Annotated in this window: 19 protein-coding genes; 6 read left to right on the top strand and 13 right to left on the bottom strand. The window is 60.0% G+C overall.

All coding sequences use genetic code 11. The features are described from left to right. Positions 1 to 80: 80 nt before the first annotated feature. Together creC and creB are read right to left on the bottom strand one after the other, a co-directional pair. Positions 81 to 1,499 carry a two-component system sensor histidine kinase CreC gene (gene creC / locus VC35_RS09230; RefSeq protein WP_046039394.1) on the bottom strand — a complete coding sequence of 473 codons (1,419 nt, stop codon included), beginning with the start codon at positions 1,497 to 1,499 and terminating at the stop codon, positions 81 to 83. Continuing rightward, positions 1,499 to 2,179, bottom strand: coding sequence for a two-component system response regulator CreB (gene creB, locus VC35_RS09225; RefSeq protein ID WP_046039393.1), 681 nt, complete (start codon positions 2,177 to 2,179; stop codon positions 1,499 to 1,501). The genes creC and creB overlap by 1 nt, the downstream gene beginning before the upstream one ends. A gap of 179 nt (positions 2,180 to 2,358) precedes the next feature. Between creB and VC35_RS09220 the strand changes: the two genes are divergently transcribed. Continuing rightward, positions 2,359 to 3,162 (top strand): RHS repeat-associated core domain-containing protein, encoded by an 804-nt coding sequence (locus tag VC35_RS09220; RefSeq protein WP_080925286.1) that lies wholly within the window; start codon positions 2,359 to 2,361, stop codon positions 3,160 to 3,162. A 254-nt stretch (positions 3,163 to 3,416) separates the two neighbouring features. On the opposite strand, the gene rloA2 is transcribed toward VC35_RS09220, so the two are convergent. After that, positions 3,417 to 3,923 carry a retropepsin-like aspartic peptidase RloA2 gene (rloA2, locus tag VC35_RS09215; protein ID WP_046039553.1) on the bottom strand — a complete coding sequence of 169 codons (507 nt, stop codon included), beginning with the start codon at positions 3,921 to 3,923 and terminating at the stop codon, positions 3,417 to 3,419. 164 nt (positions 3,924 to 4,087) lie between these two features. On the opposite strand from rloA2, the gene VC35_RS09210 reads away from it, so the two are divergent. After that, positions 4,088 to 4,975, top strand: coding sequence for an acyltransferase (locus VC35_RS09210; RefSeq protein WP_046039392.1), 888 nt, complete (start codon positions 4,088 to 4,090; stop codon positions 4,973 to 4,975). Between the two features lies 1 nt (position 4,976). On the opposite strand, the gene VC35_RS09205 is transcribed toward VC35_RS09210, so the two are convergent. Then, entirely contained in the window at positions 4,977 to 5,531 is a 555-nt protein-coding gene (locus tag VC35_RS09205) for a DUF2780 domain-containing protein (protein ID WP_046039391.1), read from the bottom strand. Between the two features lie 225 nt (positions 5,532 to 5,756). Between VC35_RS09205 and VC35_RS28790 the strand changes: the two genes are divergently transcribed. Next, positions 5,757 to 6,896, top strand: coding sequence for an RHS repeat-associated core domain-containing protein (locus VC35_RS28790; RefSeq protein WP_080925285.1), 1,140 nt, complete (start codon positions 5,757 to 5,759; stop codon positions 6,894 to 6,896). A gap of 63 nt (positions 6,897 to 6,959) precedes the next feature. Here the strand turns inward: VC35_RS28790 and fdhA are convergent, their stop codons facing one another. The 8 genes from fdhA to VC35_RS09160 form a co-directional block, all read right to left on the bottom strand. Then, positions 6,960 to 8,159 carry a formaldehyde dehydrogenase, glutathione-independent gene (gene fdhA / locus VC35_RS09195; RefSeq protein ID WP_046039387.1) on the bottom strand — a complete coding sequence of 400 codons (1,200 nt, stop codon included), beginning with the start codon at positions 8,157 to 8,159 and terminating at the stop codon, positions 6,960 to 6,962. Positions 8,160 to 8,363: 204 nt separating this feature from the next. Beyond that, positions 8,364 to 9,221, bottom strand: coding sequence for a formyltetrahydrofolate deformylase (purU, locus tag VC35_RS09190; RefSeq protein WP_007981374.1), 858 nt, complete (start codon positions 9,219 to 9,221; stop codon positions 8,364 to 8,366). A 217-nt stretch (positions 9,222 to 9,438) separates the two neighbouring features. After that, the gene (locus tag VC35_RS09185; RefSeq protein ID WP_007980412.1) at positions 9,439 to 10,071 is read right to left on the bottom strand and encodes a sarcosine oxidase subunit gamma; all 633 of its coding nucleotides are present in this window, start codon (positions 10,069 to 10,071) and stop codon (positions 9,439 to 9,441) included. A 147-nt stretch (positions 10,072 to 10,218) separates the two neighbouring features. Then, positions 10,219 to 13,236 carry a sarcosine oxidase subunit alpha gene (locus VC35_RS09180; protein ID WP_046039385.1) on the bottom strand — a complete coding sequence of 1,006 codons (3,018 nt, stop codon included), beginning with the start codon at positions 13,234 to 13,236 and terminating at the stop codon, positions 10,219 to 10,221. Next, a complete protein-coding gene (locus VC35_RS09175) occupies positions 13,233 to 13,562 on the bottom strand; it encodes a sarcosine oxidase subunit delta (RefSeq protein ID WP_046039383.1) in 330 nt (109 codons plus the stop codon). The genes VC35_RS09180 and VC35_RS09175 overlap by 4 nt, the downstream gene beginning before the upstream one ends. A gap of 14 nt (positions 13,563 to 13,576) precedes the next feature. Next, positions 13,577 to 14,827, bottom strand: a complete 1,251-nt coding sequence (locus tag VC35_RS09170) for a sarcosine oxidase subunit beta (protein ID WP_007947735.1) — start codon at positions 14,825 to 14,827, stop codon at positions 13,577 to 13,579. 23 nt (positions 14,828 to 14,850) lie between these two features. Next, positions 14,851 to 16,104 (bottom strand): serine hydroxymethyltransferase, encoded by a 1,254-nt coding sequence (gene glyA, locus VC35_RS09165; protein ID WP_046039380.1) that lies wholly within the window; start codon positions 16,102 to 16,104, stop codon positions 14,851 to 14,853. 283 nt (positions 16,105 to 16,387) lie between these two features. After that, the gene (locus VC35_RS09160; protein WP_046039379.1) at positions 16,388 to 17,152 is read right to left on the bottom strand and encodes a TraX family protein; all 765 of its coding nucleotides are present in this window, start codon (positions 17,150 to 17,152) and stop codon (positions 16,388 to 16,390) included. Between the two features lie 132 nt (positions 17,153 to 17,284). Between VC35_RS09160 and VC35_RS09155 the strand changes: the two genes are divergently transcribed. Both VC35_RS09155 and VC35_RS09150 read left to right on the top strand, forming a co-directional pair. Continuing rightward, complete coding sequence (locus tag VC35_RS09155; RefSeq protein ID WP_046039378.1) at positions 17,285 to 18,322, top strand: threonine aldolase family protein; 1,038 nt, start codon at positions 17,285 to 17,287, stop codon at positions 18,320 to 18,322. 243 nt (positions 18,323 to 18,565) lie between these two features. After that, on the top strand, positions 18,566 to 19,390 hold the full coding sequence (locus tag VC35_RS09150; RefSeq protein ID WP_046039377.1) for an SDR family oxidoreductase: 825 nt from the start codon (positions 18,566 to 18,568) through the stop codon (positions 19,388 to 19,390). Positions 19,391 to 19,463: 73 nt separating this feature from the next. Here VC35_RS09150 and gbcB read toward each other — a convergent pair whose 3' ends face one another. Continuing rightward, entirely contained in the window at positions 19,464 to 20,564 is a 1,101-nt protein-coding gene (gbcB, locus tag VC35_RS09145) for a glycine-betaine demethylase subunit GbcB (RefSeq protein WP_046039551.1), read from the bottom strand. Between the two features lie 283 nt (positions 20,565 to 20,847). Between gbcB and gbcA the strand changes: the two genes are divergently transcribed. Next, complete coding sequence (gene gbcA, locus VC35_RS09140) at positions 20,848 to 22,143, top strand: glycine-betaine demethylase subunit GbcA (protein WP_046039375.1); 1,296 nt, start codon at positions 20,848 to 20,850, stop codon at positions 22,141 to 22,143. The last annotated feature ends 119 nt before the right edge of the window (positions 22,144 to 22,262 follow it).

The following is a 22,262-nucleotide window of genomic DNA, read 5'->3' as shown; positions in this document are numbered from 1 at the left end:
TTTGGATGGGGAAAGTCTGGGTTGGCAGTGTGAGGAATGAATGGAGGGAATGTGGAGACTTTGTGGAGACTGGACCGGCCCTATGGCAGGTGCACTGTCACTTGCACACCACCGTCGACATTGCCGATGCTCAGGGTGCCGCCATGCAGCTTGACCACTTCCTCGACAAAGTTGAGCCCGAGCCCGGTGCTTTTTCGCCCGCTGTCCGGTCTCGGCAACGAGTAGAACCGCTCGCTCAACCGTGGCAACGCATAGTCTGGAATGGCCTCGGCCTGGTTGAACAGTTTGAACTCGACCTGCTCGCCGATTCGCCTGGCACTGAGGCGCAGCAGGCCTTGGACCGGAGTGAAATCCAGCGCGTTTTCCAACAGGTTGCCCAGCGCCTGGCGCAATAAAAATGCCTCGCCAGTCAGCATCAGATCCGCTGCAATGGCTTGTTCAACCTGCAATTGACGACCTTCGATTCGCGCCGCCTGAGCATTCAGCAACTCAGTCACCAATGCGCCCAACGGCACATCGACGCGCTCTTCCAGGCCTTGGCGTTGCTCGACCTGCGCCAGGTTCAAAAGCCGCTCGATCAACTGCTGCATGCGCGCACTTTCGCTGTCGATATTGCCGACGAAACGTTGCCGCTGCGCCAGAGGCATCTCGCCCTGCAACAGCTCCGCCGCACCACGAATCGCCGCCAGCGGACTCTTCAGCTCATGAGTCAAGGTGTGCACGTATCGCTCGACGTAGGCCTTGCCTTCAAGCTGCGTGCGCATCTGCTCCACCGCCGTGGCCAACTGATCGAGTTCACCGCCGCGATAATGCGGCACTTCAACCCGCCGGCCTTCACTGACGCCTTGGGCGTACGCCGTCAATCTTCGCAGGGCACGGCTCAGCCACCAGGACAACAACGCGCCGAACAGCAGACCGAGGCCGATCAACCCGGCTCCATACGCCAGCAACCGGCGTTCGGTGCGATCCACATAAGGCTGCAACGAGCTGTTGGGCTTGGCCACGGTAACCACGCCGATGATTTGGCCGTCGTCGCGAATCGGCGCGCCGACGTGCATCACCGAAGACCCCGGATCGTTCGGATCAATGCGCGTGGAGCGAGCGCCGTATTCGCCGCGCAGGGTCAGGTAGACGTCATTCCAGCGGGAGTAGTCCTGCCCCACCGCCGCCCCACTGGAATCCAGCACGACGATGCCCTTGGCGTCGGTGACGTAGATGCGGTGGTTGACCTGATTCTTTGGCAAACCCCAGATTTTCGCCGCCGGCTGTCGCTCACCATAGGCCTTGAGCAGTTCCGGCCAACGGTTCTGGTTGAGGCTGCCGGCCTTGAAATCGTCGCGCAGGATCTCGGCCATCAGGTTGGCGGTATCGACCAGGGTTTCTTCAGTGGACTGGCGAACGCCGGGGCGGATCTCTTGCATGACCGTGTTGAGCACAAAGTAGCCGGTCAGGCCAATGAACAGGGCGTAGACCAGGAAAATCCGGATTCCCAGCGGCATCAGCTTTGTCCCGGGTTGTAGCTGTAGCCGAGGCCGCGGTGGGTCTGGATCGGTTCGGCGTCAACCTTCACCCGTCGCAACTTGGCGCGCACGCTCTTGATGTGGCTGTCGATGCTGCGCTCGTAACCAGCGTCGGCGGCCACGCCCAAGGCATCGAGCAACTGCTCTCGACTGAAGACGCGCTCGGGCTGCTCCAGCAGGCATTGCAGCAGGCGGAATTCATGGCGAGTCAGGGTCAGCAGTTGACCGCGATAACTGATTTGCACACGTTCGCTATCGATGCGAAACAGCGTCGTCGACGGTTCGCTCACCGTGCGGGGCGCTATGCGCTTGAGAATCGCCCGGACCCGCGCCGCCACCTCCCGAGGGCTGAACGGCTTGACCACGTAATCGTCAGCGCCGATTTCCAGGCCCACGACGCGATCGATTTCGCCATCCCGGGCGCTGAGGAACATCACCGGCACTTCGCTGAAGCGCCGCAGTTGCTTGCAGGTTTCGAAGCCGCTGATGTCCGGCAGGCCGATATCGAGAATGATCAGATCCGCCGGGGTCTGGCGCTGATGCTCCAGCGCCACCGCGCCGAGGCTCAGCCATGTAGTGGTGAAACCCTCGCCTTGCAGGGCGAAAACCAGGGTGTCGGCAATGGCCGCTTCGTCTTCGACAATCAGGATATGAGGCATGGCGTCCGAGCCCGCTGGTTGAGTGGGCGAACGGTGACTCAAGGGGGAATCGGCGTCAATCCGGCTGAGCTGATTGGCGGTCAGGTCTGTAGTACCTAGCAGTTCTGGTAGTAGGCAATAGCTGCAAAAACTCCGATGCTCAAGGTTATGCGATCCGGACCTTGAACGGAGTTCAACCCATGTCCAACACATCCCGTAATACCGTACTGTGTCGCTATCACTACGATCCACTGGATCGCCAAAATGGCTGCACAGTACTTCAGCAACCCTCCATCCAGCGCTTTAATTGCAAAGAACGATTGGTCACTGAAATCCAGGGCGCCGCTCGCTGGAGCATCCTTCAGCACGACGACCAGTTACTGGCCCAGCAAAATCACCTCGATTCCAAGGTGAACACCACACTGCTGGCCACCGACCTACAACGTTCGGTGCTCAACGCTCTGGACGCGACTCAACCTAATCCCCTCGCCTACACACCCTACGGCCATCGCCCGGCGGAAAACGGATTGCTCAGCCTGCTCTGCTTCAACGGCGAACGGCCGGACCCGGTGACCGGGCATTATCATTTGGGCAATGGTTATCGCCAGTTCAATCCGGTGTTGATGCGGTTTAACAGCCCGGATAGTTGGAGTCCGTTTGGCAAAGGTGGGTTGAATGCTTATGGATATTGTTCGGGGGATCCTGCAAATCAAAACGATCCAACCGGACACTACAAAGTACCCACATTGATTTTCGATAATATTTTTAAAAACGCACACGAATTCGTCACCAACAGAAAAACCTATAGATTTTCACACTTTTCAACAGCAAGAAAAGAAGCCATAAAAAGCTTCGGAGGCGGTAAAAAACTTAAACTTCTAGCCGAATCAACCAAAACCGAACCTGATGCAATAATTGCCAAGGTTTTGGTCGAAAAGGGTAAACCATCCCGACTTGCCTCGTTCAACAAAGGCGAAGATGCCAATGAATATCTGGAAAACTAAGCGCTCACATTTCTAAACTTACCGCACAGAGAAACACCAACCGAGAACTGCTAAAAAACCCAGAATACCTTCAACATCTAAGCACCCGAGAACTCGACAACCTAAAACTCAATCAAAGAGATGTAAAAAATGAACTCTCCCACAGCATAAAATACTCACTGCAATTCAGAAGCCCAGGTCCAGACACCACGGACTTCAATGTAGAGACGTGGACCCAGGCAGCGATAAGGAAAGGAACCCAATAAGTCGATCAATCAACAATCCGGCTTATCCGCCGTAAACCTTCTCGCCGGATTCACCGCCGCGCCAAACTCACGCAACGCCTTAGCCCCAATCAGCAACGGGTAGTTAAAGCTACTGCGATCAGTCAGGTTGACCTCGACCGTGCGCTTGACGTTACCCAGGCACAGCTCCAGGTCGACCACCGGGCGCTTGGTGGGTGCGATCACTTCGCTGTCATCCTCTTCCTCTTCGGAGCGGGTCTTGATCTTGCTGATGCGCGCGATCTTGTGTTCGTAGACCTGGTTGCCCGCATCCTTGGTGCCGAGGCGGAAACGCACCCAGTCTTCGCCGTCACGCTTGAAGGTTTCGATGTCCTTGGCCGACAGCGACGCGGTCAGGGCGCCGGTGTCCATTTTCGCCTTGAGGACCTTCCCGCCGATTTCCGGCAGGGCGATGTATTCGTAACGACCATAGAGAGTCGGCTCGGCGGCCATGACCGGTAGGGCAATGAGGGAGAGCACTGCAAGGAGGGATTTCACGTAATGGGTTTCCATGAGAGTGAGCAGTCGGATTTTAGACCGTCGTTCGCTTGATCGTTCCCATAAGGTTACCGACCCAAAAGTGAAACATTTGTCAGCACCGATTTGGCCTGTCGCCCGAAGCTGCTTATCATGGCGCGCCCAACCGCTTCCACGAGTGACTTATGCGCCGCCTGCTCACCGGCTGTTTCGTGACCCTGCTGCTTCTGCTCAACACCCTGGTCCTGATCGGACCGTTGATGGTGTTTGCCCTGCTCAAATTGATCCTGCCCGGCCGTTTTCGCGATTACGCCTCCTGGTCGGTGATGTGGATCGCCGAGACCTGGTCCGAGATCGACAAGCTGATCTTCCGTGTCTGCATCCCTACCCAATGGGACATCCGTGGTGGTGACGATCTGCGCCGCGACACTTCATATCTGGTGATCAGCAACCATCAATCCTGGGTCGACATCCCGGCGCTGATCCAGACGCTGAACCGGCGCACGCCATTCTTCAAATTTTTCCTCAAGAAAGAGCTGATCTGGGTGCCCTTCCTGGGCCTGGCGTGGTGGGCGCTGGATTACCCGTTCATGAAGCGCTACAGCAAAGCCTTCCTGGCCAAATACCCGGAACTGGCGGGCAAGGATCTGGAAATCACCAGGCAGGCCTGCGAACTGTTCAAGCGCCAATCGGTGACAGTGGTCAATTATCTGGAAGGCACCCGCTTCACGGCGGCTAAATGTGCCCAGCAACAGTCACCGTTCAATCACCTGCTCAAGCCCAAGGCCGGCGGGGTGGCCTTTGTGCTGGCGGCGATGGGCGAACAGCTGGACGCGATTCTCGATGTGACAGTGGTTTACCCGCAGCAGGAGATTCCGGGGTTCTGGGACTTGATCAGCGGCAATGTGCCGAGGGTCATCATCGATATCCAGACCCGCGAACTCGACCCGGCGCTGTGGCAGGGCGATTACGAAAACGACCCGGTGTTTCGCGAGAAGGTCCAGAACTGGGTCAACCAGCTCTGGATCGAGAAGGACCGGCGCATCGACGACTTGCGCGCCGGGCGCCGCTGAATCAGCTACCGGCGCCAGCACCCCAGATCCCGCCCAGGCTGCTCAGCAGCGAACCGCCGACGCCCTGCTGGCCGAGGTATTGCAGGAGCACCGGGGTAAACAGGCCGATCATGCCGCTGTCCATGCCCAGGGCGCTGAAGGCGTTGTTCAGGTCGTTGGTGTTCTTGACGTTACCCAGGGCATTGTCCAGTCCTGCAGCTTTGCCGCTGGAGCCGAGCAGACCGGCCAGTGCACCCAACTCACCGCCGCCCGAGAGCATGTCGATGCCCGGTACACTTTTGGCCAGTTCCGAGTAGTCGGTCGAACTCAACTGGTTCTTCGCCAGCCCAAGCATCGCCCCGGCGCCGCCGATGGCTTGCTGTGGGGTGATGTCCAATTCACTGAGGGTGCTCAGCAGGTCGGCTGTCTGCGGCGTTGGTGCGGCGGTCGCGGCCGCGTCACCGCCCTTCATGCCGGCAATGGCATTGGCCGCATCACCCAGACTGAACTGTGCGAAGACCGGGCTGGCCGCCAGGGTCAGGAGTGATGCCAGGGCAAAACCGCGTGAAATCTTCATTCAGACATCCTCTTGCGTCATGAAAAACGCCCGGCTTACAGGCGCAAAGCTGCCGATTTGACCGGGCAAACGCGGGCATGTTCCTCAGGTTTCCACCCATTTCCCACCCGCTCGTCACAAAGCAGCCCAGAAGCCTGCGGCACTATCAGATCTGCTAGTGGGCGGCTCTGTTCGAATTCGCCACAGTAAAACCCTGAATCGACAAACTCCTTCAGGAACCCGGCCATGCTCCCCAATCGAGAATCCCTGCTCTGCCGCTACCACTACGACCCGCTGGATCGTCTGGTTGATTGCACTCCCACATCACTAGACACCTGCCGGCGCTTTTATCTGAAAGATCGTCTGGCCACCGAGATTCAAGGTGTGGTGCAGCGTTCGATCATGCAGCACGACGATCAACTGCTGGCTCAGCAACAGCGTCAGAACGGGGCCGTGGAAGCGCGCTTGCTTGCCACTGATCAACAGCGTTCGGTATTGAATGTGATCGACGCAACTCGTCCCCATTCCTTGGCCTATTCACCCTATGGTCATCGCCCTGCGGAAAGCGGCTTACTCAGCCTGCTCGGCTTCAATGGCGAAAGACCGGATCCGGTGACGGGGTGTTATTTGTTGGGGAATGGTTATCGGGCGTTTAACCCGGTTTTGATGCGGTTTAACAGTCCGGACAGTTGGAGTCCGTTTGGGGAGGGTGGGTTGAATGCGTATGTGTATTGCGTGGGGGATCCGGTAAATCGGACCGATCCGTCGGGACATATTTCACAATTCGTCAAGAACGCACTTTTGAAAGGCTCATCACTCAAGTTGCCTCGACACGTAGCACCTAAGAACACGCGAGCACGCACTGCCTACATAAAAACGCCTGACCTACAGATTATAAAAAATCCGACTCATTTTGAACCACCATCAAATACGACTAGAGGTGTTTCTGAGCCACCGCCGCAACCAAAAGTAGATTTAAGTACGTTAGATTATATTGGCACCCATGGATCCACGACAGCACACCATAATAGTTTAACAGCCGGGCTACACTCCAACTTCATGAATAGCGCTTGCGGTCTCAGCAGCGGTCCAGGCTTCTATGTATCCCCTACTCGAAGAACAGCAGTAGATTTTTCGGAGATCGCGGCCAGTTACTCCAACAATGGCACACCCCACGTTTATGAAGTATATGTCAGTGACTTTAGTTCCATGATTCCTGGTCGCCATTACCGGTATGGAACAATGGGCGAGGGAGGCTTGATTTACAGATCGTTAAACGAAATGGAAATAGTTTTGCATGAGCGTATTTATAGACGAGTTTCAATTCATGCTACGGAGATCAGAAGGCCCCAGGTACTTCCCAGAGCCTCCGAGGCACCGTTCTGAATTCTACCAAGGGATAACAAAAGAGGGTGACATCATTTCACCCTCTTTGTTTACCCTAAGCCTTTACGCCGCACTAAACATCTTATGCGGATCAATCACAAACTTCTTCGGCACACCCGCATCGAACTCGCCATACCCCTGCGGCGCCTGATCCAGGCTGATCACCTGCACCCCCACCACTTCGGCGATGTTGATGCGGTCCCACATGATCGCCTGCATCAGCTGGCGGTTGTACTTCATCACCGGGGTCTGGCCGGTGTGGAAGCTGTGGGATTTAGCCCAGCCCAGGCCGAAGCGGATGCTCAGGCTGCCCATTTTCGCGGCAGCGTCCACGGCGCCCGGGTCTTCGGTCACGTAGAGGCCGGGGATGCCGATCTTGCCTGCCACACGCACCACGCCCATCAGCGAGTTGAGCACGGTGGCCGGCGCTTCGTGTTTCACGCCGTCATGGCCGTGGCCTCGGGCTTCGAAGCCGACAGCGTCGATGGCGCAATCCACTTCCGGTTCACCCAGCAGTGCAGCGATCTGTTCGTGCAGCGGGGTATCGAGTGACAGGTCGGCGATTTCGAAGCCCTGGGCCTTGGCGTGAGCCAGGCGCACGGTGTTGACGTCACCGACGATCACCACTGCCGCGCCGAGCAGGCGAGCGGATGCGGCCGCCGCCAGACCGACCGGACCGGCACCGGCGATGTACACAGTGCTGCCCGGGCCAACGCCGGCAGTCACGGCGCCGTGATAGCCGGTCGGCAGGATGTCGGAGAGGCAAGTCAGGTCACGGATTTTTTCCATGGCCCGGTCACGGTCCGGCAGTTTCAGCAGGTTGAAGTCGGCATACGGCACCATGGCGTATTCGGCCTGGCCGCCGGTCCAGTCGCCCATGTCGACATAACCATAGGCACCGCCCGGACGCGCCGGGTTGACGCTCAGGCACACGCCGGTATGCATCTCTTTGCAGGAACGGCAGCGCCCGCAAGCGACGTTGAACGGTACGGATACCAGGTCGCCGATTTGCAGGTTCTCGACGTCGCTGCCCTTCTCGATCACTTCGCCGGTGATTTCGTGGCCCAGCACCAGGCCGGTTTGAGCGGTGGTACGACCGCGCACCATGTGCTGGTCGGAACCACAGATGTTGGTGGAAACCACACGCAGGATGACGGCGTGGTTAATTTTCCTGCCACGCGGGTCCTGCATTTTCGGATAATCAATACTCTGCACTTCGACCTTGCCAGCGCCGAGATACACCACACCACGATTGCCAGACATGCTTTCACCTCGCTGTTGTTTTTATGGAACCGCGTTGCCCAGGCAGGCAGCGCGTTAAGTGCTCGGGTTATTGCCTGTGTGTCTTGTGTTGTCCGTTATGCCGCTATCGCGAGCAGGCTCGCTCCTACAGTGGATCTTTGGTGTGACTGAGATTTGTGGGTAACCACAAACCCCTGTAGGAGTGAGCCTGCTCGCGATGGCAATCTAAAGAACGACTGTTCTGTTCGCGTTCAAAAATACGCGTCTCTCAATGTGATACCCGACGGCCCGGGCCAGGGTCAGCCCTTCGATATCCCGCCCCTTGGCGATCAGGTCTTCCGGGTAATGGCTGTGATCCACTGCCTCCACGCCCTGGGCAATGATCGGACCTTCATCGAGGTCGTTGTTGATGTAATGCGCCGTGGCGCCCACCAGTTTCACGCCCTTGTTGTAGGCCTGGTGATAGGGCTTGGCGCCCTTGAACCCGGGCAGCAGGGAGTGGTGAATGTTGATCGCCTTGCCATCGAGCTTGCGGCACAACTCCGGCGACAGCACTTGCATGTAGCGCGCAAGGATCACCAGTTCCGCACCGGACTCTTCGATGACCTGCCACACCTGACGTTCCTGGGACGGCTTGTCGTTCGGGTCCAGCGGGAAGTGGTAGTACGGAATCTGGTGCCAGTCGGCCAGTGGCTTGAGGTCCGGGTGGTTGGAGACCACAGCAGCGACGTCCATCGACAACTGGCCGATGCGCTGACGATAGAGCAAGTCGTTGAGGCAGTGATCGGCCTTGGAAACCATGATCACCACTTTCGGCCGATAGTTTGGCGCGGTCAGTTCGAAGATCATGCCGAAGGCTTCACCGCGCTCGGCCAGGCCCGCGCGGAAGGACTGCTCGTCGAAACCGTCAGGCTGGCGGAATTCCACACGAATGAAGAAACGGCCCGAGAGTCGGTCATCGAAGGAATGGTGCTCGGTGACGTAGCAGCCCTGCTCGAACAGAAAGCGGGTCACCGCGTCCACGGTGCCGAGCACGCTGGGGCAGTCGGCGGTCAGAATCCATGTGTCTGGGGCGCGGCTCATAGTGCGGTGACTCCTGTAGCAAATTCTGTGATCACAGAGAATTCTGTGTTGAGCTTGCCTGTGGCGAGGGGGCTTGCCCCCGTTGGGCTGCGCAGCGGCCCCAAATCCGGAGTGTGCGATCTAACAGGTAGACCGCATTCACTGGTTTTACGACTGCTTCGCAGCCGAACGGGGGCAAGCCCCCTCGCCACAAAAGCAGCCACACTCACATACCGTGTCAGGCCTGTACGCTCAGGCCGTACTCGGCAGAAGCGTCCTGCAACCACAACCACCAGTAATCCGAGAAGCTGCGACGAATCAGCAGTTCCCAGGTGTCTTCGGCGGTGTGACGGATCATCAATTGCGACTTGGCGAACACCGTGCCGACGGCTTTGCCCACCGGGAAGTTGTTCGGGTGCACGTCGTAGCTGGTGGACTTCATCAGCACCTGGCGCACGTTCGGGCCGCTCAGTTCGAGGAGTTGCTGGCCGCCGCTGACGTTGACGATCGCAATGTGCAAATCGCCCAGCGCTTTGCGCAGTTTTTGCTCGGCGGCCAGTTCTTCACCGGTCGGCACGATCAGCAGCCACTCATCCGGCCCCATCCATTGCAGGCTGGTTTCACCTTTGACTATGACGCTCAGTGCGCCGGGCAATTCGATGCCTAGGGCCTTGTGCACGCCAGCGGCGAATGCGGCGTCGTGGCCATCACCACGGATGGTCAGGTGACCGAGGAGTTTCTTTTCACGCACAGTCACACCGGCGTTCTTGCGGCCCTTGCCCACCAGGCTGGCGAGGTCGGCGTGATGCAGCGACGACTCGGCCTTGGCCCCGGAGGTTGGGCGTTGTTGGTAAACATTGGCTGCGGTCATAAAGCACCTTTCCTGAATTCTGTTAGCCCTGTGGAGACTGTTCTGCCGCTTTCGCGAGCAGGCTCGCTCCCACAAGGGGTACGCGATCTCCTGTGGGAGCGAGCCTGCTCGCGAAAGCGGCTGCCGGCCCCCCACAGGACCCGAGCCTTAAACGTTCTGGCGCTCGCCCTTCGGATCAAAGAACACCGAAGAAACGATTTCCGCCTCGATCACGCTGCCGTCGGCCAGCGGTGCGAACACTCGCTCGCCCATCCGCTGCAAGCCGCCCTTGACCACGCCCATGGCGAACGAATAGCCCAGGGAGTTGTGCAGGTAACTGGAAGTCACGTGACCCACCATGGTCATCGGAATGGCTTGCTTGGTGTTGAACACCAGTTGCGCGCCTTCCGGCAGCCATTTGTTCGGATCGATCGGCTTCAGGCCAACCAATTGCTTGCGCTGATCACGCACGCAGTCTTCACGGTTCATGCCACGCCAGCCGATCCACGAGAACGGTTTGGTGCGACCGACACACCAGCCCATGTTCAAGTCGTCCGGGGTCATCGAACTGTCAGTGTCCTGGCCGACGATGATGAAGCCCTTCTCCGCCCGCAGCACGTGCATGGTTTCAGTGCCGTACGGGGTCAGGTTGTACTTCTTGCCGGCGTCGACGATTTTTTCCAGCACGCCCATGGCGTAGTCGGCTTGCACGTTGACTTCGTACGACAGTTCACCGGTAAACGAAATCCGGAATACCCGCGCTGGCACACCACCCACCAGACCTTCTTTCCAGGTCATGAACGGGAAGGCTTCGTTGCTCAGGTCGATGTCGGTGACTTCAGCGAGCAGCTTGCGGCTGTTCGGCCCGGACAGGGTCATGGTCGCCCAGTGGTCGGTGACGGAGGTGAAGTACACCTTCATGTCCGGCCATTCGGTCTGGTGGTACAGCTCCAGCCACTGAAGTACGCGAGCCGCGCCGCCCGTGGTGGTGGTCATGACGAAATGGTTGTCGGCCAGGCAAGCCGTCACACCGTCGTCGAAGACCATGCCGTCTTCTTTGCACATCAGGCCGTAACGCGCCTTGCCCACGTCGAGCTTGGTCCAGGCGTTGGTGTAGACGCGGTTGAGGAACTCACGCGTATCCGGGCCCTGGATGTCGATTTTGCCGAGGGTCGAAGCATCCAGCAGGCCGACGCTGTCGCGCACGGCTTTGCATTCGCGCTTCACCGCGGCATGCAGGTCTTCACCGGATTTAGGGAAGTACCAAGGACGTTTCCACTGGCCGACGTCTTCGAACTCGGCGCCATTTTTCAGGTGCCATTGATGCAGCGCGGTGTAGCGCACCGGCTCGAAGATGTGCCCACAGTGACGACCGGCCACGGCGCCGAAAGTCACCGGCGTGTAGTTCGGACGGAACATGGTGGTGCCCATCTGCGGGATGGTCACGTTCAGCGAGCGGGCAGCGATGGCCAGGCCGTTGACGTTGCCGAGCTTGCCCTGATCGGTACCGAAGCCCAGCGCGGTGTAGCGCTTGACGTGCTCGACCGACTCGAAGCCCTCGCGGGTCGCCAGTTCGATGGCGGCGGCGGTGACGTCGTTTTGCAGGTCGACGAATTGCTTCGGCGCCCGTGCGGTGTTCTTTTCATGGGGCACCTGGAACAGCGCCAGGGTCGGCTCTTCGAGACGGCTCAGGGCTTTTGGCAACACGCCTTCAACCGACTGGAAGCCGGCTTCGGCAGCAGCGCGAACGCCACCTTCAAAACCATCGGCCAGGGAATCGCCGAGGCCGTAGACGCCGTTGATGCCACCGACACACACGCGTTTCTGCGGTGCTTCACCCGGTACGAAACCGAGGATGTCTTCGCGCCAGATCGGCTTGCCGCCCAGGTGCGAAGCCAGGTGAACCACCGGGCTGTAGCCACCGGAGCTGGCGACCACGTCGCAGTCGAGCCATTCGCCTGGGCTCGTCACGGTGTGGGCTTTGACATCGATGGCGGCCACACGGGCAGCGGTCACGTGCTTGCTACCACGGGCCTCGATCACGGCGCTGCCGGTGAGGATGCGGATGCCTTTGGCGCGGGCTTCTTCCACCAGCGCACCACGGGGATTGCTGCGAGCGTCGGCGATGGCCACCACTTGCAGGCTGGCATCGAGCCAATCCAGGGCAACGCGGTAGGCGTGGTCGTTGTTGGTCGACAGCACCAGTTTCTTGCCCGGTGCCACACCATAACGACGCACGTAGGTCGAGATGGCGCCGGCGAGCATGTTGCCCGGCACGTCGTTGTTGCCGTAGACCAGTGGACGTTCGTGAGCGCCGGTTGCCAGCACCACGCGAGTGGCGCGGACCCGGTGGATGCGCTGACGCACCTGGCCGATCGGTGCGCGGTCGCCGAGGTGATCGGTCAGGCGCTCGTGAATGGTCAGGAAGTTGTGATCGTGGTAGCCGTTGACGGTGGCGCGCGGCAACAGCAGCACGTCAGGGGTGTTCTTCAGCTCGTCGATGACGCTGGCCACCCACTCCATCGCCGGCTTGCCGTCGAGGCTTTCGCGGGAGTCGAGCAGGCTGCCGCCGAACTCTTCCTGTTCGTCAGCCAGGATCACACGGGCACCGCTGCGCGCAGCGGCCAGTGCAGCGGCCAAGCCAGCAGGGCCGGCACCGACGATCAGCACGTCGCAGTGCTGGTTCATGTAGTCGTAGGTGTCCGGATCGTTCTCGGTCGGCGAGCGGCCAAGGCCGGCAGCCTTGCGGATGTACTTCTCGTAGGTCATCCAGAACGATTGCGGGTACATGAAGGTTTTGTAGTAGAAGCCCGGTGGCATCAGCTTGCCGCCGACCTTGCCGAGAATCCCCATCATGTCGTTGTTCACGCTCGGCCAGCCGTTGGTGCTGGTAGCGACCAGGCCTTGGTACAGCGCCTGTTGCGTGGCGCGCACGTTCGGGATCTGCGTGGCTTCGGTGGCGCCGATCTGCAGCACCGCGTTCGGCTCTTCAGCGCCGGCAGCGAAGATGCCGCGCGGACGGGAATACTTGAAGCTGCGACCGATGATGTCGACGCCGTTGGCCAGCAGTGCAGCGGCCAGGGAATCGCCTTCGAAGCCTTTGTAGTTCTGGCCGTTGAAGGTGAAGGTCAAGACTTTGTTGCGGTCGATCCGTCCGCCGTTGGACAGGCGATTGATCTGGCTCATACCTTCTCTCCCAGAGCCGTGCTGGCCGCTTTCGGGCTATCGGTCTTGTCGGTGAATTGTGGCTTGGTGCCGATCTTGTAGGTTTCGAGAATCTCGTAGGTCACGGTGTCGCGGGTGACGTTGAAGTACTGACGGCAACCGGCGACGTGATCCCACAGCTCGTGGTGCAGACCGCGAGGGTTATCGCGGAAGAACATGTAGTCGCCCCACTCCTCGTCGGTGCAGGTGTTCGGATCCAGTGGACGCGGGATGTGCGCCTGGCCGGATGCATGGAATTCCTCTTCGGAGCGCAGTTCGCCGCAGTGAGGACAGAAGATATGCAACATGGGGATTTCTCCTGTTAGTGGGCAACCGCAGCAGCGCCGTGTTCATCGATCAACGCACCGTTGTGGAAACGGTCGATGGAGAAAGGTGCGGCCAATGGGTGCATTTCACCCTTGGCCAGGCTCGCGGCAAACACGTTGCCCGAGCCAGGTGTGGCCTTGAAGCCGCCGGTGCCCCAACCGCAGTTGAAGAACATGTTCGGTACCGGGGTTTTCGAAATGATCGGGCAGGCATCCGGCGTGGTGTCGACGATGCCGCCCCACTGACGGTTCATGCGTACGCGCGACAGCACCGGGAACATCTCGACGATGGCCTGGATGGTGTGCTCGATCACCGGGTACGAACCACGCTGGCCGTAGCCGTTGTAGCCGTCGATACCGGCGCCGATCACCAGGTCGCCCTTGTCGGACTGGCTGATGTAGCCGTGCACGGCGTTGGACATGATCACGCTGTCGATAATCGGCTTGATCGGCTCGGACACCAGCGCCTGCAGCGGGTGGGATTCGATCGGCAGGCGGAAACCGGCGAGCTTGGCCATGTGCCCGGAGTTACCGGCGGTCACTACGCCGACGCGCTTCGCGCCGATGAAGCCCTTGTTGGTTTCAACGCCGATGCACACGCCGTTTTCCTTGCGGAAACCGATCACTTCGGTCTGCTGGATCAGGTCCACGCCGAGGGCGTCGGCGGCACGGGCAAAGCCCCAGGCCACGGCATCGTGACGGGCCACGCCGCCGCGACGCTGAACGGTAGCGCCCATCACCGGGTAGCGGGTGTTCTTGGAGCAGTCGAGGTACGGAATCTCGTCGGCAACCTGTTTGGCATCGAGCAGTTCACCGTCGACGCCGTTGAGGCGGTTGGCGCTGACCCGACGCTCGGAATCACGGATGTCCTGCAGGGTGTGGCACAGGTTGTAGACGCCGCGCTGGGAGAACATCACGTTGTAGTTCAGGTCCTGGGACAGGCCTTCCCACAGTTTCATCGCGTGTTCGTACAGGTGCGCCGACTCATCCCACAGGTAGTTGGAGCGAACGATGGTGGTGTTGCGCGCGGTGTTACCGCCGCCCAGCCAGCCTTTCTCGACCACGGCCACGTTGGTGATGCCGTGTTCCTTGGCCAGGTAGTAGGCCGTTGCGAGACCATGCCCGCCACCGCCGACGATGACCACGTCGTAGACCTTTTTAGGGGTCGGCGTGCGCCACATTTTCTGCCAGTTTTCATGATGGCTGAGAGAGTGTTTGAAGAGGCCGAAGCCCGAGTAGCGTTGCATAGTCATTTACTCCAAAACCGCACTCAGCGATAAACCGGGAAGTCCGCGCACAGGGCTGCCACTTGCTCGGCGACATTGGCCTCGACATCGGCGTCGCCGAGGTTGTCGAGGATGTCGCAGATCCAGCCGGCCAGCGTGACGCACTGGGTCACCTTGAAGCCGCGAGTGGTGACCGCCGGGGTGCCGATGCGCAGGCCGGAGGTCACGAACGGCGACTGTGGATCGTTCGGGACAGCGTTCTTGTTCACAGTGATGTGGGCGCGACCGAGGGCTGCGTCCGCCTCTTTACCGGTCAGGCCCTGACGGATCAGGCTGACCAGGAACAGGTGGTTGTCGGTACCGCCGGACACTACATCGTAGCCGCGTTTGATAAACACGCCGGCCATGGCCTGGGCGTTGTCGATCACTTGCTGCTGGTAAACCTTGAAGCCAGGTTCCAGCGCTTCCTTGAAGCACACTGCCTTACCGGCGATCACGTGCATCAGCGGGCCGCCCTGGGCACCCGGGAAAACTGCCGCGTTGAGCTTCTTCTCGATTTCTTCGTTGGACTTGGCCAGGATCAGGCCGCCACGTGGACCGCGCAGGGTCTTGTGGGTAGTGGTGGTGACCACATCGGCGTAAGGCAGCGGGTTCGGGTACAGGCCGGCAGCGACCAGACCGGCCACGTGGGCCATGTCGACGAACAGCAGCGCACCGACCTTGTCGGCGATCTGGCGGAAGCGCGGGAAGTCGAGGGTCTTGGAATAGGCCGAGAAGCCGGCAACGATCATCTTCGGCTTGCACTCGACGGCCAGGCGCTCGACTTCGTCGTAATCGATCAGACCGGTCTTGGTATCGATGCCGTACTGCACGGCGTTGTACAGCTTGCCCGAGGACGACACTTTGGCGCCGTGGGTCAGGTGACCGCCGTGGGCCAGGCTCATGCCGAGGATGGTGTCGCCGGCTTGCAGCAGGGCCAGGTATACGGCGCTATTGGCGGAGGAACCGGAGTGCGGCTGAACGTTGGCGTAATCGGCGCCGAACAGTTGCTTGGCGCGCTCAATGGCCAGTGCCTCAACCTTGTCGACGTGTTCGCAGCCACCGTAGTAGCGCTTGCCCGGATAACCTTCGGCATATTTGTTAGTCAGGCCGCTGCCTTGCGCTTCCATCACGCGCTTGCTGGTGTAGTTCTCCGACGCGATCAGCTCGATGTGATCTTCCTGACGTTGCTCTTCGGCATTCATCGCCGCCAGCAGTGCATCGTCGTAACCCTGGATCTGGTCTTGCTTGCTGAACATCGCGTCTCTCCCAGCGGCGGCGGTGCGCCATTCGTCTCGGTGAGGCACTGGCGTTTCGGCAGTGCCCTTTGGTAGCGATGGTATGACTGGCTTGGAGTCGTCAAATGCCTACGGGCGCCACGCAAAGGTGCGTTTACGACATGGGAAGAAATGGCAGGCCAAACACGACCGTCGATCCAGCGCAGATCCCCTGTGGGAGCGAGCTTGCTCGCGATAGCGGCATCACATTCAACATTGATGTCGACTGACCCGCCGCCATCGCGAGCGAGCTCGCTCCCACAGGTCAGGCGATGGCCTGTCGCACTGCGAGCAACACAAGGAAATGCAGGGGATAGAGCGCATACGCCCAGCGCCGCATCGGCGGTGGTTTTGCGCCCTTTGCATGTCGCAACAAGAACAGCCCGAGCCATGGCGCGATCAGGCACGTGACGATGGCCGGAATCGCCGCGACATTGCCCAGGCGAGCGGCGTGATACAGCAACTGCCACTGATTGGCCGCCAGGCACACCACCCCCGCCAACAGCGCGAAATACCAGGGCCGTTGCAGTACCAGCAACATCGCCAGCGGCAACAGCACTCCAAAGAAACCGAACATCAACCGCTGGGAGAAAAACCCTGCCAGCATCAACGCGCCCACCGCCAGCAGCCGCGAGGCAAGCACCGGCTGCTGCCAGCCACGAATCACCAGCAAGCCCAAGGCAAGGGTGGGCAGCACGTTCAAGGTGTCGGGATTGGGAATGTACATCCGGTAAGGAATTTCACTCACCGCGCTAAACAGCAACAACCACCCCAGATAGCGCCACTGGCCACCGGTCGTCGCAGTCCGCGTGCGCGCCAGATTGGCCGCCATCGCCAAACAGAACCATGGAAACGCCAGGCGCCCCGGCACATACAACAGATCGGCGGAATAACCGACATATCGCAGGTGATCGAGCACCATGCACAGCAGCGCCAGCCACTTGAGCAGATCCAGTGCCCCGTCGCGCTGCTTTAAGTGCATGGCCTTGTGCATGGTCTTGTGCATGCTCTTGTACATAGTCACGTGCATAATTGCCCTTCGACCGTGTATTTTCCCGACAGCGACATCCTGTGCGCTCCACCTGACGATCTTGGGTACAGTGCGCACCCTCATTGACCACGGGACGCTTCACCATAGGCATCTCGACCACGGAAGCAGGCCATGACCGACAAGAGCCAACAATTCGCCAGCGACAACTATTCCGGCATCTGCCCTGAAGCCTGGGCTGCCATGGAACAGGCCAACCACGGCCACCAGCGCGCATACGGCGACGACGAGTGGACCGCCCGCGCGTCCGACGATTTCCGCAAGCTGTTCGAAACCGACTGCGAAGTGTTTTTCGCCTTCAACGGCACCGCCGCCAACTCGCTGGCGCTGTCGTCGTTGTGCCAGAGTTACCACAGTGTGATCTGCTCGGAAACCGCCCACGTCGAAACCGACGAATGCGGCGCCCCGGAATTCTTCTCCAACGGCTCCAAACTGCTGATCGCCCGCACTGAAAACGGCAAGCTGACCCCGGAATCGATCCGTGAGGTCGCGCTCAAGCGCCAGGACATCCACTACCCGAAACCCCGCGTCGTGACCCTGACCCAGGCCACCGAAGTCGGCAGCGTCTACACCCCGGACGAAATCCGCGCCATCAGCGCCACCTGCAAGGAACTGGGCCTGAACCTGCACATGGACGGCGCGCGCTTCTCCAACGCCTGCGCCTTCCTCGGCTGCACCCCGGCCGACCTGACCTGGAAGGCCGGCGTCGACGTGCTGTGCTTTGGCGGCACGAAAAACGGCATGGCAGTGGGCGAGGCGATTCTGTTCTTCAACCACAAACTGGCTGAAGACTTCGATTACCGCTGCAAGCAGGCCGGGCAGTTGGCGTCGAAAATGCGCTTCCTGTCGGCACCGTGGGTCGGGATCCTGGAAAACGACGCCTGGCTCAAATACGCCAACCACGCCAACCACTGCGCGCAATTGCTCGCCGAGCTGGTCAGCGACATTCCAGGCGTGGAGCTGATGTTCCCGGTACAGGCCAATGGCGTGTTCCTGCAACTGTCGGAACCGGCCATCGCCGCACTGACCGCCAAGGGCTGGCGCTTCTACACCTTCATCGGCAACGGCGGCGCACGCTTCATGTGCTCGTGGGACACCGAGGAAGAGCGCGTGCGTGAATTGGCGCGGGATATCCGTGAAGTCATGGCATAACCACGATCCCCTGTGGCGAGTGGGCTTGCCCCCGTCGGACTGCGCAGCAGGCCCAAAGTCTGAGTCCGTGGTTTGTCAGTCAGACCGCGACAGCAGGTTTTACGACGGCTGCGCCGCCGAACGGGGGCAAGCCCCCTCGCCACAAGTTCGCGTTCGTCCGTTCCCCCGCCACTGCTCCTGAAAGACTTCGTCTACATTGTTTGTCGAGCCTGTGCTCACATAACAATAATCAGGAGCGTCAGCATGTCATTGCAAGGCAAAACCCTGTTCATCACCGGCGCCAGCCGCGGCATCGGCCGCGAGATCGCGCTGCGGGCCGCACGTGACGGCGCCAACATTGTGATTGCCGCCAAAAGCGCCGAACCCCACGCCAAGCTGCCGGGCACGATTTTCAGCGTGGCCCAGGAGGTGGAAGCCGCAGGCGGCAAGGCGCTGGCCTTGCAGGTGGATGTGCGTGAAGAGGATGCCGTACGTGCGGCGCTGGCCCAGGCCAACGAACATTTCGGCAGTATCGATGCGCTGATCAACAATGCCGGGGCGATCAAGCTGACTGGGGTCCAGCACCTCGAACTCAAGCGCTTTGATCTGATGCATCAGATCAACACCCGCGCCGTCTTACTGTGCAGCCAGGCTGCGTTGCCTTACCTGAAAAAATCCGGCGGCCACATCCTCAATCTGTCCCCGCCGCTGAACCTTGCCACCAAGTGGTTCGCCCAATACAGCCCCTACACCGTCACCAAGTACGGCATGAGCATGCTGACCCTGGGCATGAGTGAGGAATTCAAGAACTACGGGATCAGCGTCAACTCGCTATGGCCACAGACGATGATTGCCACCGCCGCGATCGAGTTTCAGTTGGGGTCGCGCGAGTCGTTCAAGCATGCGCGCCTGCCTGCGATCATGGCCGATGCCGCCCATGTGATTCTGAGCAGCAGCGGGCGCAGCCTGACCGGGCGTTTGTTGATTGATGAGGAGATTCTGCGAGAAAGCGGTGTGACGGAGTTCGAACACTATCGGTTCGCGCCGGACAGCAGCGACAAGCTGATGACGGATCTGTTTATTGACTAAAAACCTGTGGGAGCGAGCCTGCTCGCTCCCACAAGGGAACACCACTGCTTTCAGAGATATATTCCCACCCGAATCAATACTCGATCCGCACATCGCCTTTCGGCACGCTGCAGCACGACAGGATGAACCCTTCGGCTTCGTCTTCCTCGGTGATCCCGCCGTTGTGCTCCATCTCCACTTCGCCGCCCAGTTTCAACACCTTGCAGGTGCCGCAGATGCCCATGCCGCACGCTTTCGGAATCATCAGGCCGACCTTGGCCGCCGCTGCATGCACGGTCTCGCCCGGGGCCACGCGGATGCTCTTGCCGGAGGTGGTGAATTCCACTTGATGCAAGTCCGCGGCGTCGACTTCCGGTGCCTCGGCCGCTTGTTCGGCGTGTTCCACGGCGTCAGCGCGCGCCTCTGGCGGGGTCGCTCCGAAGGATTCTTCGTGATAACGCGACATGTCGAAGCCAGCGGCTTCCAGCAAGCGCTTGACCGCATTCATATACGGTGTCGGGCCGCAGCAGAATACTTCGCGCTCAAGGAAGTCAGGCGTCATCAATTCAAGCATTCTGTGGTTCAGGTAACCGCGATAACCGGCCCATGGCTCACCCATGCCGTGCTTCTCGCAGATCAGGTGCAGGCTGAAGTTCTCGATCCGCGACGCCATGTGTTCCAGCTCACGGTGGTAAATGATGTCTTTAGGCGAACGGGCGCTGTGGATAAACACCATGTCGACATTGCCGTTGGTGTCGTAGAACCAGCGCGCCATGGACATGACCGGCGTGATACCAACGCCGCCGCTGAGGTAGAGCACCTTCGGCGCGGTGAAGTCCATGGCATTGAACAGCCCGACCGGCCCGTGCACCGCCAGCTCCTGGCCTTCGTGCAGGGTGTCGTGCAGCCAGTTGGACACCTTGCCGCCCGGCACGCGCTTGATGGTCACCGAAAAGCTGTACGGCACCGATGGCGAGCTGGAAATGGTGTACGAACGCATGATCGGCTGGCCTTCAATCTCCAGCTCCAGGGTGACAAACTGCCCCGGTTTGAAGAAGAACAGGATCGGCTGGTCGGCCATGAAGCAAAAGGTGCGCACATCCCAGGTTTCCTGGATGACTTTGACGCAACGGACGATGTGTCGACCATTGGCCCAGGTCTGGGTGGTTACCGGGTTCAGGAAGCTGTTGGACATGCTGATCTCCACGGCCGACTGTCGGCCTTCATGTTGGCGATTCTGCGTATAGCGCGAACCATCCATTTACCTATCTGCGACATTGACATGCTTATCGCGACCAGCCCCCAACGACCGGGGCTTGCGCGTCGGGAACAGATTGCACCATGTCGCCCATGGATAAGGTTCTGGCCAGCGCCGGCCCCACACTCGCCCCATACCAAGACACATTCTTTACACCTTGCGTAGCAACCCTGATTAGCCACTTTCGCCGGCCACACAGAATGGCCTTGAGGATTAAACGATGGACGTCACTACTACCCTGAGCCTGGGCGATCCGCTGGAACCCGCACGCAAGGCCACCGCACAGATGCTGCAAGAGCGCGAGCGCACGTTCTCGCTGCCGCAGCCGTTTTACTCCGACGAGCGCCTGTTTGATATCGACATGCAGGAAATCTTTCAGAAAGAGTGGTTGATCGCCGGCATGACGTGCGAGATCCCTACCAAGGGCAACTACCTGACCCTGCAGATCGGCAAGAACCCGATCATCGTGATCCGTGGCGCCGAAGGCGTGGTGCATGCGTTCCACAACGTCTGCCGCCACCGTGGCTCGCGCCTGTGCACCAGCGACAAGGGCAAGGTCGCCAAGCTGGTTTGCCACTACCACCAGTGGACCTACGAACTGGACGGCCGCCTGCTGTTCGCCGGCACCGAAATGGGCGCCGACTTCGACATGAAAGAGTACGGCCTCAAGCCGGTGAACGTGAAGACCGCCGGCGGCTACATCTTCATCAGCCTGGCGGAGAATCCGCCGGCCATCGATGACTTCCTGTCGACACTGAACCATTACATGGAACCGTACGACATGGAGAACACCAAGGTGGCGGTGCAAACCACCTTGATGGAAAAGGCCAACTGGAAACTGGTGCTGGAAAACAACCGCGAGTGCTACCACTGCAACGCGTCGCACCCGGAACTGCTGAAAACCCTGCTGGAGTGGGACGACGTCACCGACCCGCGCGCCGACCAGGCCTTCAAGGACCACGTCGCCGCCTCCGCCGCTGCCTGGGAAGCCGAGAAGATCCCTTACGCCCACGCCAGCTTCGGCCTGCGTAACCGCATCGTGCGCATGCCGCTGCTCAAGGGCACCGTGTCGATGACCATGGACGGCAAGCAGGGCTGCGCCAAGTTGATGGGCCGCATCCAGAACCCGGACCTGGGCTCGATGCGCATCCTGCACCTGCCGCACTCGTGGAACCACTGCATGGGCGACCACATCATCGTGTTCACCGTGTGGCCGATCAGCGCCCAGGAAACCATGGTCACCACCAAGTGGATCGTGCACAAGGACGCGGTCGAAGGCGTGGACTACGACGTGGAGCGCATGCGCCAGGTCTGGGACGCCACCAACGACCAGGACCGTCGTCTGGCCGAAGAGAACCAGCGCGGCATCAACTCCACTGCGTACCAGCCTGGGCCTTACTCCAAGACTTATGAGTTTGGTGTGGTGAACTTCGTGGACTGGTACAGCGAGCGTCTGCTGAGCAACCTGGGGGCCGAGCCTGCGCCGTACCTCAAGGGTGTCCCGGTTAGCGGCTAAACATCAAAAGCATCGCGAGCAGGCTCGCTCCCACACTCGATCTGTGTCGTTCACAGATCCACTGTAGGAGCGAGCCTGCTCGCGATGGCACCCTCTGCATCAACACAATCCTCTCGGTA

Source organism: Pseudomonas fluorescens, assembly GCF_000967965.1.
GTDB lineage: Bacteria > Pseudomonadota > Gammaproteobacteria > Pseudomonadales > Pseudomonadaceae > Aquipseudomonas > Aquipseudomonas grandcourensis.
The sequence above is the reverse complement of the archived record's forward strand: the minus strand, read 5'-3'. Positions and strand labels throughout refer to the sequence as shown.